The organism is Mycobacterium sp. 012931 (assembly GCF_000419295.1).
Classification (GTDB): domain Bacteria; phylum Actinomycetota; class Actinomycetes; order Mycobacteriales; family Mycobacteriaceae; genus Mycobacterium; species Mycobacterium marinum.
On sequence record NZ_AOPX01000001.1, the window covers coordinates 239,822 to 251,581 of the forward strand.

Here is an 11,760-nt window from a genome sequence, read left to right on the forward strand (position 1 = left end):
ACCCGCGGTTCCGGGTTGGTCCTGATCGACCGGGCCTGGGCCCGGATTGCGGGGAAGGACGGGGAGATGTCGTACGTTCTCACAGCGCCCGGCCTATTAGCGTCGGCGGCCACCGATGTAGACGGAATCGCCGCGACGCTCCAGGTGGCCAATTCGGCGGCCGCGGCCCCAACCTCGAGCCTGCTGGCGGCGGCACAGGACGAGGTATCGGCAGCGATCGCGAAGGTCTTCAGCGCCTACGGCCAGGAGTACCAGGCGGCCATCGCCCAGGCGTCGGCTTTCCATACCGAATTCACTCGCGCGCTGGCGGCCGCGGGAGCCGCCTATGCGCAAGCCGAAGCCGCGAACGCGAGCCTGATAACCGCCGGGGTGTCTGACGCGCTCACCGCCATCACCACACCGATCCAGTCGCTGTTGGGGCCGGCGGCGATCGGCACCGGAGGCGCGGGCAGCGCCGGTGCCCTCACCGCGGTCAGCTCGACCCTGATGGCCGATCCGGTAGTCGCGCTGATCATGGGCGGCACCAGCGTCCCACTGCCCGGGCCCGGCTACGTTTCGGACATCAACAACAACTACATCCAGCCGCTGTTCTCCGGAGCCATCCCACAAGCGTTGTTTACTCCCGAACAGTTCTGGCCGGTGACTCCCGGGCTGGGCAACTTGACGTTCAACCAGTCCGTCGCGCAAGGCGTGACGCTGCTGAACGACGCCATCAACACGCAGCTGGCTCTGGGCAACAAGGTCGTCGCGTTCGGCTACTCGCAGAGCGCCACCATCGTCAACAACGAAATCCTGGCGCTGATGGCGATGGGGACCGGTGCCCCCGACCCTGGCGACCTGTCGTTCATCATGGTCGGCGCCCCCAACAATCCCGACGGCGGCCTGCTGGCCCGCTTCCCGGGCTTCTACATCCCGTTCCTGGACGTGCCGTTCAACGGTGCGACCCCCGCGGCCAACCCCTACCCAACCTCGATCTTCACGGCGCAATACGACAGGATCGCGCACGCTCCGCAGTACCCGCTGAACATCCTGTCGGACATCAACGCCATCATGGGGTACTTCTAAGTGCACGGGAATTACCCGGATCTGATGTCGGGACAAGCGATCCAGTTGCCGACGTCTCCGGGTTACACCGGCAACACCGACTACTACATGTACTTGACCCAGGACCTGCCGCTGGTCCAACCGATTCGCGACATCCCCTATGCCGGACCACCGCTCGCCGACCTGATCCAGCCCCAACTTCGGGTGCTCGTCGACTTGGGCTACTCCGATTACGGACCGGGCCTGAGCTACGCGGACGTGCCCACCCCGGCCGGACTGTTGTCGGTGCCCAACCCGTTCGCCGTCAGCTACTACCTGCTCAAGGGGAGCCTGCAAGCGCCCTACGGTGCCGCGGTGGAAATCGGGGTCGAAGCCGGATTGTTGGGACCGGAGTCCTTCCCCGACACCTATCCATGGGTGCCCTCGCTCAACCCGGGCCTGAATTTCTACCTCGGCCAGCCGAGCGTGACGCTGCTATCGCTGCTCAGCGGTGGCCTCGGAGACATATTTCATCTGATTCCGCCACCTGTCTTTCCATGAGTGGCTTCCATGAGTGGCACTAGCAATAGCTTGCGGAAAATGCCGCGCTGGCCCGCGGATTCGCTCTACTGTCGGTTGCGTACCTCAGCTCCGCCGGTTCCGGGTTTGTCCCGGCCCAGCCGAGCGGCCCCGGTCTAGAAAGGGCGCGGATATGTCGTACGTGATCACGTCGCCCGAGATGTTGACGACCGCGGCAACCGACCTGGACGGGATCGGGTCGGCGATCAAGGCGGCCAGCGCCGCCGTTGCGGGTCCGACCACCGGTGTGGCGGCCGCGGCCGCGGACGAGGTTTCGGGAGCCATCGCAAAACTGTTCGGCATGTTCGGCCAGGAATACCAGTCCGTCGTCGCGCAAGCCGGCGCATTCCAAACGGAGTTCACCCGGTTGCTGGCGACCGCGGGGGATAGCTACGCGATCACCGAAGCTTCCAACGCGCTTGGTGCGCTCAACACGCAAGCCCAGACGTTGCTGGGTGGGGCCTTCGGCACCGCCGCGGTGACTTCGGCGACGGGCCCACTGGCCGCGGGCACCCACGTCGCGTTCGTCATGGGCGGCACCGCAATACCTTGGCCCGACGCGACGTATGTGACGGCGGTCCAAGATCTCTTCATCGATCCCCATTTCCCGGGGTTCACCACACAGGTCCTCTTCACGCCGGAGCAACTCTGGCCATTTACCAGCAATCTGGGCAGCCTGACGTTCGGCCAATCCGTCGCCCAGGGTGTGGCCATATTGCGAGATGCGCTCAGTGCCCAACTCAGCGACCCGGCAAACACCGCCGTCGTCTTCGGCTACTCGCAAAGCGCCACGATTGCCACCAACCAAATACGCGCTTTCATGAGCCAGCTGAATCCGCCCAGTCCCAGCCAGTTGTCGTTTGTGCTGACCGGCAATCCGAACAACCCCGACGGCGGCGTCCTCGAACGCTTCAACGGTCTTTACCTCCCGATTGTGGATGTGTTGTTCAATGGCGCGACCCCGCCGGATTCGCCCTATCCCATCGGCGCTCTCCGACGCCAGCTTGGCCGCCGCCGACCCGACGACCAACCTGCTGGCGGCGGCAGCCGACGAAGTGTCGACCGTCGTCTCGAAGGTATTCGGCGGCTACGGGCTGTCGGCCCAGGCGGTCCTGACCCAGGTAAGTGCGTTTCACAACGAATTCACCGAACTGCTGGCCAATGCCGGGGGCATATTCGCCCAGGCGGAGGTCGACAACGCCGAGGCACTGACGAACGCGGTGGGCGAATTCAGCGAGCCGTTCATACAGCTGTGGGACCCGGCTTATACCTATGTCGGCTCCAACATCGCCACCGGACCTAATCCCCAACCAAACGAGCCGTCGCTGACCCCCGAATTCGCGTTGATCATGGGCGGAACCTTCGACCCGCAACCGTTCCCCTTGTACGTGACGACCATCAACAACGCATTCATCCAGCCCTTCTTCCCCGGCGCGACCTCGGTGGGCCTGTCTTATCCCGCACAGTTCTGGCCGCTCACCTCGGGCCTGACGCTCAATCAGTCGGTCGCCGAAGGCGTCATCGACCTGAATAACGCACTCAGCGTGCAGATCAACGGGGGCCAGCACGTCATCAATTTCGGATTCTCACAAAGCGCGGTGGTGGCCACCCAGGAAATGCAGCGCCTGATGGCCCTGCCCGTCGACATGCGACCGGACCCCAGTGACCTGTCCTTCGTGCTGGCCGGCAATCCCGCCACCCCCAACGGAGGGATCTTCATCCGCTTCCCCGGAATGCACATCCCCTTCGTGGACTTGACGTTTACCTCGCCGACCCCGCCGGACACCCCTTACCCGACCACCATCTACGCCACCCAATACGACCCCACCAGTGATTTCCCTCGATACCCGCTCAACATCCTGTCCGACCTCAACACCTTGATGAGCCTCGGCCAACACGAGCTGTATCCGTATCTCGACGTCAGTAACGCCGTCCAGCGGCCAACCTCACCCGACTACACCAGCAACACCACCTACTACATGTTCATGACGAAGAACCTGCCGCTACTCGAACCGGTTCGCGCCATCCCCTTCATCGGCAACCCGATAGCCGACTTCATCCAGCCCGACCTGCGGGTGCTGGTGGACCTGGGCTATTCGGATTGGGGATCCGGCCAGGATTACGCGAACGTCCCCACCCCGGCCACGCTGTTCCCGATACCCAACCCCTTTGTGATCGGCACCGATCTGGTCATCGGGGCCGTGCACGGATCCACCGCCTTGGCGGTGGATCTTGGCCTGCTGCCGGCATCGGCGCTACCGAATGCCTATCCGTATCTTCCGTCCCTGGACACGGATCTGAATTTCTTCCTGGGCCAGCCGGGCGTCACCGACATTTCGTTGGTCACCAATGCCATCGGGCCGGTGCTGCAAAGGCTTCCGGCGATCAACCCCGGCTAGGAACCTGCCGACTTCACGACCCCAGCGGCGACTGGTTGCGAATGGATTCATCGCGAATGAGCCCGCGCAGCAAAGCGGTGCTGAACTCGGCCGCGATCTCTCTGGCCGTACGCCGACCGTGTGGCCGCAGCCAGCGGTAACTACCCAGCGTCATCCCGATATAGCCCAGCGCCACCACGTGCGAATCGCACTCGTAGAACTCCCCGCTGGCGATCCCGCGGTCGATCAGGCCATGCACGTGCTCGTGAACCTGGGCTTCCTTTTCGCGGACCTCGGCAACCTGCTCGGGGGTAAACCACTCGGCGATATAGGGCTGCTCCTGGAAGTACACCGCGGCGCGCTCGGGGTTGTCGGCGATTCCGGTGAGCAACCGGACGGTGTATTGATAGAGCGCCTCGCGAGCCGTCCACGACGGCTCGGCGTGCAACGCGCCCAGGGTGCCCTCGGCGGCCTGGCGGTAGATGTCGAACAGGATCAGCGACTTGCTGGCGTAATAATGGTAAACCGTCGCCTTGTTCAGCCCGATCACGTCGGCGACGTCGTCCATCCGAGTGCCGTGATAGCCCCTGACAGCAAACAACTTAGTCGCTACTGCCAGCAACTCCTCACGACGTGAAAGTCCAGTTTCGGACGGCATTTGCCCTCGCTATCGTCACTGCCTGGCCGAGCCGGGCGGGCCACAGAATCAGGCATTTACCAATCAACTGGTTGGACAGTCTATGCAACGGCTGCACCGCCTGTTGCACCGGCGCGGTTGGGGCTAGACTCGCTAGCGGACGAAGTCGCGAGTCGACTAGCGGACGAAGTCGCGAGTCGAGAGGTGGAGTAATGGATCCGAGTCCTGACTACGACGCTAGCGACGAGATCGAGTTCTTCTTCAACTACCTGACGTGGGGCTTGCGCGGGGTAACCGACGGCAACGGCTACCCGCCACCGGCCTACCCGCCCGTCTAGGCGCCTCGAGAGCCGGGCCCGCCGAGCCCGGCTCTCGAGGCGCGCTACAGCGCCTTGAGTTCTTCGGCGACCTCCGTGACCGACTTCTTCGCGTCACCGAACAGCATCGTGGTTCCCTCGCCGTAAAACAGCGGGTTGTCGATCCCGGCGAACCCGGAGTTCATCGAACGCTTCAGCACGATCACCGACTTGGCCTTGTCGACGTTGAGAATCGGCATCCCGTAAATCGGGCTGGACGCGTCGTTGCGCGCCGCCGGGTTGGTCACGTCGTTGGCGCCGATGACGATCGCCACATCGGTGCGGGCGAACTCGTCGTTGATGTCGTCCATGTCCTTCATGGCGTCGTAGTCGACCTCGGCCTCGGCCAGCAGCACGTTCATGTGCCCGGGCATCCGGCCGGCGACCGGGTGGATCGCGTACTTCACCGCCACACCCTTGTCCTCGAGCAGCGAGGCCATGTCCTTGACCGCGTGCTGCGCCTGCGCGACGGCCAGACCATAGCCGGGCACCACGATCACCTGGTTGGCGTAGGCCATCTGAATCGCCGCATCGGCGGCCGAGGTGGCCTTGACGTGCTTGTCACCGCCGCCGTCAGCACTGGGAGACACGCCCCCGCCACCGAAGCCACCCGCGACGATCGCGGGGATGGAGCGGTTCATCGCCTTGGCCATCAGGTTGGTCAGGATCGAACCCGAGGCGCCCACGATCATGCCGGCGACGATCATCGCGGTGTTGTTCAGCGCCAGACCCGCCGCCGCGGCGGACAGCCCGGTCATGGCGTTGAGCAGCGAGATGACCACCGGCATGTCGGCACCGCCGATCGGCAGCACCACCATCAGACCCAGCACGCCGGCGGCGGCCAGCAGGCCGATCATCCACCACAGCGACACCCCGCCACTGCCCGGATGCGCATCTAGACCGATCACCACCGCTGCCACCACGGCCCCGACCAGCAGCAGCAGGTTGACCGGCTGCTGGGCCTTACCGAAGCCGATCGGCGCGCCGGAGATGAGCTCCTGCAGCTTGCCGAACGCGATGATCGAGCCCCAGAACGAGATCGACCCGATGATCGCCGCAAACAACGAGGCCACCACGATGTGCACGGTCGGCGACTCGCCGTGCTGGAACGCCGAGAATCCCTTGGTCTCGATGAACTCCGACAGCGCGATCAGCGCGACGGTGCCGCCGCCGACGCCGTTGAAGAACGCGACCAGCTGCGGCATCGCGGTCATCTTGGTCAACCGGGCCGGCGGCACACCCAGTGCGACACCCACGACCAGGCCCGCGATGATCAGCACCCACTGATCGGTGTGCCTGATCTTGACCAGCGTGGCGGCCACCGCAATAGCCATGCCCACCGCGGCGATCAGGTTGCCGCGCACCGCGGTCTTCGGCCCGGTCAGGCCCATCAAGCCGTAGATGAACAGCGAAAACGCCAGGATATAGAGGCCGATCACCAAGTAGTTCATTTGGCGGCGGACCCTTCTGCTTTTTCGGCCTTGACGGCCGCGACTTTCTTCTTGCCCTTGAACATGCCCAGCATGCGGTCGGTGACGATGAAGCCGCCGATGACGTTGAGCGTGCCGAACACCACGGCGACGAACAGGATGATCTGTACCGCCAGCGACGGATGCTCGAACTCGCCGAACACCACTAGCGCGCCGAGCACGACGATGCCGTGGATGGCGTTGGTCCCCGACATCAGCGGGGTGTGCAAGGTGTTGGGCACCTTGGAGATGACCGCGAACCCGACGAACCCGGATAGCACCAGGATCGCCAGGTTGGCCAATAGCTCGTCGTACATCGTTGAGCAGTCCTCTCAGTCGTCGCCGCGGGTCACGCAGGAGTCCGCGATGACTTCGTCGTCGAAGTCCGGGGCCAGTTTGCCGTCGGTGAGCAACAGATCCAGCAGCGCGGTGATGTTCTTGCTGTAGAGCTCACTGGCGTGCTCGGGCATCGTCGCCGGCAGATTGAGCGGCGAGGCGATCGTGACATCGTGCTTGACCACGACCCGCCCAGGCTCGGTGAGTTCGCAGTTGCCTCCGGTCTCGCCGGCCAGGTCCACCACCACGCTGCCGGGCTTCATCGCCTCGACGGCGGCGGCGGTCACCAACCGCGGCGCGGGGCGGCCGGGAACCAGCGCCGTGGTGATCACCACGTCGAAACCGCTGATCGCCGCCTCCAGCGCCTTCTGCTGCTGGGCACGTTCCTCGTCGGTGAGTTCGCGGGCGTACCCGCCCTCACCGGCGGCATCGATACCGATGTTGAGCCACTGCGCACCCACCGAGCGCACCTGGTCTGCCACCTCGGGACGCACGTCGTACCCGGTGGTCCGGGCGCCCAGCCGCTTGGCCGTGGCCAGCGCCTGCAGACCGGCCACCCCGACGCCGAGCACCAAGACGGTGGCCGGCTTCACCGTGCCCGCCGCGGTGGTCAGCATCGGGAAGAACCGAGTCGATTCCGAAGCCGCCAGCAGCACGGCCTTGTAGCCGGCCACGTTGGCCTGCGATGACAACGCGTCCATCACCTGGGCACGCGAGATACGCGGGATGGCTTCCAGCGCAAAGGCCTGGACACCGGCTTGCTTCAACGCACCGATTGAGTTGTCGGCATTGCGGGGGGCCAGAAAGCCGATCAGGGTCTGCCCGCTGCGCAGCTTGCCGACCTCGTCGGCGCTCGGCGGTGCGACCTTGACGACTACGTCGGCGGCCCACGCATCACCGATGGTGGCGCCGGCTTCGGTGTAGAGATCGTCGGGCAGCAGCGCTCGCTCACCGGCGCCGGATTCCACCACCACGGCCACCCCGCTGTTCACCAGCGAGCCGACCGCCTTGGGTACCAGCGCGACGCGGCGCTCGTCGGGCGTGGACTCGACCACCACGCCCACCGTCGTCTGCGGATCTGTCATGGCGCGTCTACTTTCCTCTAAACTCTCCGGCGCGATTCATCTGCCGTTTTGCTCGGCTGCGCGCTTGGCTATCTTAACGTGTGCCAGCCGAAACACCGATTTGCGCTGTCCACGGGGAGCTGATCGCGAAGCATCAACTCAACGCTTGATGGTGCGCCGTTCACCCGGCCTCCGGTACCGGTCCAGGTGTTGTGGCGCCACAAGATGGCGTTGTATTTTCCGCCGCGTCACACCGGCTGGCCGCTCACCACATCGGGATCTCTTGGCCGTGTTCAGCGGCCGGTCGCGGGCCGAAGAAGCGTCGCTGCGGTTCGGTGATCGCCACATCGTTGATGCTCGCCTCGCGGCGGGCCATCAGTCCCGAGGGGGTGAATTCCCACAGTTCGTTTCCGTAACTGCGGTACCACTGACCCGTGGCATCACGCGACTCGTACTGGAACCGCACCGCAATGCGGTCCTCACCGAAGCTCCACAGGCTCTTTCGCAGCGAGTAGTCGAGTTCGCGCTGCCACTTGCGGGTCAAGAAGGCGACGATCTGTTCCCTGCCGACGACGTACTCGTCGCGATTTCGCCACCGCGAGTCCACTGTGTAGGCCAGGCTGACCCGCTGCGGGTCGCGGGTATTCCACGCGTCCTCGGCGGCCTGGACCTTCTGGGTAGCGGTTTCGAAGGTGAACGGCGGAAATGGGGGCCGGCTCTCAGTCATGGGGTTCATCGTGCGCCTCGACCGACGCGACACTGAAGCGGTTGCGCGGACACGCCGCAGCAAGTCGCAACCCCTTATGTCTCGCGATGGCCCCGCAGGGCCAGGGCTTGGCGGACCCGACGGACGACGTCTTCGGGTGCGTCCCCGGCGATCACCCGGATGACGATCCAGCCCAACTCGTCGAGCTTGCGCAGCCGCCACTGGTCGCGGGCATATTGCCGGCGGTCGAAGCGATGCTGGTCACCGTCATACTCGGCAGCCACTTGGTATTTCTGCCAGCCCATGTCGAGCACCGCGACCAGACGCCAGTTCTGGTGCACCGGTATTTGGGTGACGGGAACGGGCAGGCCCGCATCGATCAAGACCATCCGCAGCCAGGTTTCCCGGGGCGAGGCGGCGCCCGCGTCGACCAGCGGAAGCGTGGCGCGCAGCCGCCGCAGCCCGCGCGCTCCCGAGTACCGCTTGGCGAGCAGCAGCACATCCTCGCCGGAGAACGCCGTCGCCCGCATCAACGCGTCCAGCCGCGCCACCGACTCGCCGCCGGGTAGCTGCCGCCCCAGGTCAAAGGCCGTCCGCGCCAGCGTGGTCACCGCCAGCCCGGCAACACGCGTCACCTCGTCGGGCTCGATTCGCTGATTGCGCGTGATCACCCCGGCCGGGGGATGGGGGTTTCGCCAGATCAACTCGACCGGCTCGTCGTCGCCGATCCAGTCCGAGCCATGCAACCCGGCGGCCGCAAGCCCGCCCAGCACGCCCCGCCGGCCCGTCCATAGCCACGCCGCCTTGCAGCGCGTTCGAAACGACGGTGCGGCGTGGGCGGGCAGGTAGACGTCGGGGTAGATGGCGCGGAATTCGGTTCGCAGCCGATACGGGCTCAGCCTCCCCCGCCGCACCGCCTCGCTGCCCACGAACACGTCTTCGCTCCTGGCGGCCCTGGCCTCCCTGGCGTCCATGACCAGACCCTGGCAGGACCCGCCGACAGCCCCGCCCAGACTTAAGCCATTGCGATACCCAACGGCGTGTCTTGGCAGGCGTTTAAGTGTCGCGTTGACGACCTCAGATTCGGCGCCGTGACACGTGTCCTATCGTGGCGGAATGGACTTCGCGATGTCGGCCAAGGCCATCGATTACCACCAGCGGTTGTCCGACTTCATGACGGAATACGTATTTCCGGCCGAGGCGGATTACGACAAGTACCGCGAAGACGCCGGTCCGAACGATCACACCGTCCCGCCCGTCGTCGAGGAACTCAAGGCCAACGCCAAGGCGCGCGGCCTGTGGAACCTGTTTCTCCCGGCCGAGTCCGGCCTGACCAACCTGGAATACGCGCCGCTGGCCGAGTTGACCGGGTGGAGTCTCGAGATTGCGCCAGAGGCACTCAATTGCGCGGCGCCGGACACCGGAAACATGGAGATCCTGCACATGTTCGGCACCGACGAGCAGCGCCAGCAGTGGCTGGACCCGTTGTTGCACGGCGAGATTCGCAGCGCCTTCTCCATGACCGAGCCGGCGGTGGCCAGCAGTGATGCCCGCAACATCGAGACCACCATCTCGCGTGACGGCGCCGACTACATCATCAACGGCCGCAAGTGGTGGACGTCGGGTGCCGCCGATCCCCGCTGCAAGATCCTCATCATGATGGGCCGCACCAACCCCGATGCGGCCGCCCATCAGCAACAGTCGATGATCCTGGTCCCGATGGATACCCCGGGGGTGACGATCGCCCGGTCGACGCCGGTGTTCGGCTGGCAGGATCAGCACGGCCACTGCGAGGTGGTCTACGACAACGTCCGGGTGCCGGCCACCAATTTGCTCGGCGAAGAGGGAACCGGGTTCGCGATCGCGCAGGCGCGCCTGGGACCAGGGCGCATCCACCACTGCATGCGAGCGCTGGGTGGGGCCGAACGCGCGTTGGCGCTCATGGTGGACCGCGCCCGCAACCGGGTGGCATTCGGTCGGCCGCTGGCCGAGCAGGGCATGGTGCAGCAGGCGATCGCCAAATCCCGCAACGAGATCGACCAGGCCAGACTGCTGTGCGAGAAGGCGGCGTGGACGATCGACCGGCACGGCAACAAGGAAGCCCGCCATCTTGTGGCGATGATCAAGGCGGTGGCCCCTCAGGTGGCCTGCGACGTCATCGACCGCGCCATCCAGGTGCACGGCGCCGCGGGCGTCAGCAACGACACCCCGCTGGCCCGGCTGTACAGCTGGCATCGCGCGATGCGAATTTTCGACGGCCCCGACGAGGTGCACATGCGATCCATCGCACGTGCCGAACTCGGACGGGAAAAATCCGCGTTCGCGGCGGCGGTCACCTCCCATGGCTGAGACCGGTCCCGAACTTCCGGGCGCCTGGAATTTTCGCGACGTTGCCGACAGCACGGCGGCGCTTCGCCCGGGACGGCTGTTCCGGTCCAGCGAGCTGAGCGGTCTTGACGATCAGGGCCGTGCCGCCCTACGCCGATTCAAGATCACCGACGTCGCCGACCTGCGCTCGTCGCGCGAGGTCGCCCGGCGCGGGCCGGGGCAGGTGCCGGCCGGGGTCGACGTCCACCTGTTGCCGTTTCCCGATCTCGCCGACGACCAAGCCGGCACCGACGACAACGCGCCCCATGAGACGGCGTTCAAACGACTCCTGACCGACGGCGACGCGGGTGAATCCAGCGAGGCGATCGATCAGGTCGCCGCCCGCCACATGGCCGACGAATACCGGCAATTCCCGATGCGCACCGGGGCCCAGCGCGCGGTACACCGCGTGTTCACGCTGCTGGCCGCGGGGCGCCCGGTGCTCACGCACTGCTTTGCCGGCAAAGACCGCACCGGCTTTGTGGTCGCCACGGTGCTCGAAGCCGTCGGCGTGGACCGCGAGGTGATCCTGGCGGATTATCTGCGCAGCAACGACGCGGTTCCGCAGCTGCGTGACCGGATCTCGGAAATGATCCGAGAGCGCACCGACGTCGAACTGACGCCCGAGGTAGTGACCTTCACCAAGGCCCGGTTATCCGATGGCGTCCTCGGCGTCCGCCCCGAATACCTGGCCGCGGCATGGCAGACGATCGACGAGACTTTCGGCTCACTGGATGGCTATCTAGCCGACTCCGGCATCACCGAAGCCGACCGGCACCAGCTGCGCAGCGCGTTGCTCGGCTGACGCACCACGGGTCGGCGCTGATTGCTCCAAAAGCCCGAAC

At 65.6% G+C, this 11,760-nt stretch carries 10 protein-coding genes and 2 pseudogenes; 6 read left to right on the plus strand and 6 right to left on the minus strand.

Annotated features, from left to right (window positions below; all coding sequences use genetic code 11):
* Positions 1-66 precede the first annotated feature (66 nt).
* The 3 genes and pseudogenes from MMSP_RS01055 to MMSP_RS01065 all read left to right on the plus strand — a co-directional run bounded on the left by MMSP_RS01055 (position 67) and on the right by MMSP_RS01065 (position 4,001).
* Positions 67-1,584 (plus strand): annotated as a pseudogene (locus MMSP_RS01055) (PE-PPE domain-containing protein).
* A gap of 151 nt (positions 1,585-1,735) precedes the next feature.
* Positions 1,736-2,527: pseudogene (locus MMSP_RS29470) on the plus strand (PE domain-containing protein); the annotation flags it as partial.
* Positions 2,528-2,540: 13 nt separating this feature from the next.
* A complete protein-coding gene (locus MMSP_RS01065) occupies positions 2,541-4,001 on the plus strand; it encodes a PE-PPE domain-containing protein (RefSeq protein ID WP_051153577.1) in 1,461 nt (486 codons plus the stop codon).
* Positions 4,002-4,014: 13 nt separating this feature from the next.
* Here MMSP_RS01065 and MMSP_RS01070 read toward each other — a convergent pair whose 3' ends face one another.
* The gene (locus tag MMSP_RS01070; RefSeq protein WP_036425926.1) at positions 4,015-4,638 is read right to left on the minus strand and encodes a TetR/AcrR family transcriptional regulator; all 624 of its coding nucleotides are present in this window, start codon (positions 4,636-4,638) and stop codon (positions 4,015-4,017) included.
* Between the two features lie 191 nt (positions 4,639-4,829).
* Here MMSP_RS01070 and MMSP_RS26585 point away from each other — a divergent pair, with 191 nt between their 5' ends.
* Complete coding sequence (locus tag MMSP_RS26585) at positions 4,830-4,955, plus strand: hypothetical protein (protein WP_012392360.1); 126 nt, start codon at positions 4,830-4,832, stop codon at positions 4,953-4,955.
* Positions 4,956-4,999: 44 nt separating this feature from the next.
* Here the strand turns inward: MMSP_RS26585 and MMSP_RS01075 are convergent, their stop codons facing one another.
* The 5 genes from MMSP_RS01075 to MMSP_RS01095 form a co-directional block, all read right to left on the minus strand.
* Positions 5,000-6,424 carry an NAD(P)(+) transhydrogenase (Re/Si-specific) subunit beta gene (locus tag MMSP_RS01075; protein WP_012392359.1) on the minus strand — a complete coding sequence of 475 codons (1,425 nt, stop codon included), beginning with the start codon at positions 6,422-6,424 and terminating at the stop codon, positions 5,000-5,002.
* Positions 6,421-6,759, minus strand: a complete 339-nt coding sequence (locus MMSP_RS01080; protein ID WP_020785113.1) for an NAD(P) transhydrogenase subunit alpha — start codon at positions 6,757-6,759, stop codon at positions 6,421-6,423. The genes MMSP_RS01075 and MMSP_RS01080 overlap by 4 nt, the downstream gene beginning before the upstream one ends.
* Positions 6,760-6,774: 15 nt before the next feature.
* Positions 6,775-7,863, minus strand: a complete 1,089-nt coding sequence (locus MMSP_RS01085) for a Re/Si-specific NAD(P)(+) transhydrogenase subunit alpha (RefSeq protein WP_015354153.1) — start codon at positions 7,861-7,863, stop codon at positions 6,775-6,777.
* 244 nt (positions 7,864-8,107) lie between these two features.
* Positions 8,108-8,569, minus strand: a complete 462-nt coding sequence (locus MMSP_RS01090; protein ID WP_020785114.1) for a nuclear transport factor 2 family protein — start codon at positions 8,567-8,569, stop codon at positions 8,108-8,110.
* Positions 8,570-8,643: 74 nt separating this feature from the next.
* Positions 8,644-9,522 carry a hypothetical protein gene (locus MMSP_RS01095; protein WP_036425928.1) on the minus strand — a complete coding sequence of 293 codons (879 nt, stop codon included), beginning with the start codon at positions 9,520-9,522 and terminating at the stop codon, positions 8,644-8,646.
* 154 nt (positions 9,523-9,676) lie between these two features.
* On the opposite strand from MMSP_RS01095, the gene MMSP_RS01100 reads away from it, so the two are divergent.
* Positions 9,677-10,897 carry an acyl-CoA dehydrogenase family protein gene (locus tag MMSP_RS01100; protein ID WP_161628252.1) on the plus strand — a complete coding sequence of 407 codons (1,221 nt, stop codon included), beginning with the start codon at positions 9,677-9,679 and terminating at the stop codon, positions 10,895-10,897.
* On the plus strand, positions 10,890-11,720 hold the full coding sequence (locus MMSP_RS01105; protein WP_020785117.1) for a tyrosine-protein phosphatase: 831 nt from the start codon (positions 10,890-10,892) through the stop codon (positions 11,718-11,720). The genes MMSP_RS01100 and MMSP_RS01105 overlap by 8 nt, the downstream gene beginning before the upstream one ends.
* The last annotated feature ends 40 nt before the right edge of the window (positions 11,721-11,760 follow it).

Coding starts and splice junctions, on each gene's coding strand:
- MMSP_RS01090 (WP_020785114.1), bottom strand. CDS start 8,569: ATGACTGAGAGCCGGCCCCCATTTCCGCCGTTCACCTTCGAAACCGCT.
- MMSP_RS01105 (WP_020785117.1), top strand. CDS start 10,890: ATGGCTGAGACCGGTCCCGAACTTCCGGGCGCCTGGAATTTTCGCGAC.
- MMSP_RS01100 (WP_161628252.1), top strand. CDS start 9,677: ATGTCGGCCAAGGCCATCGATTACCACCAGCGGTTGTCCGACTTCATG.
- MMSP_RS01095 (WP_036425928.1), bottom strand. CDS start 9,522: ATGGACGCCAGGGAGGCCAGGGCCGCCAGGAGCGAAGACGTGTTCGTG.
- MMSP_RS01080 (WP_020785113.1), bottom strand. CDS start 6,759: ATGTACGACGAGCTATTGGCCAACCTGGCGATCCTGGTGCTATCCGGG.
- MMSP_RS01065 (WP_051153577.1), top strand. CDS start 2,541: ATGTGTTGTTCAATGGCGCGACCCCGCCGGATTCGCCCTATCCCATCG.
- MMSP_RS26585 (WP_012392360.1), top strand. CDS start 4,830: ATGGATCCGAGTCCTGACTACGACGCTAGCGACGAGATCGAGTTCTTC.
- MMSP_RS01070 (WP_036425926.1), bottom strand. CDS start 4,638: ATGCCGTCCGAAACTGGACTTTCACGTCGTGAGGAGTTGCTGGCAGTA.
- MMSP_RS01075 (WP_012392359.1), bottom strand. CDS start 6,424: ATGAACTACTTGGTGATCGGCCTCTATATCCTGGCGTTTTCGCTGTTC.
- MMSP_RS01085 (WP_015354153.1), bottom strand. CDS start 7,863: ATGACAGATCCGCAGACGACGGTGGGCGTGGTGGTCGAGTCCACGCCC.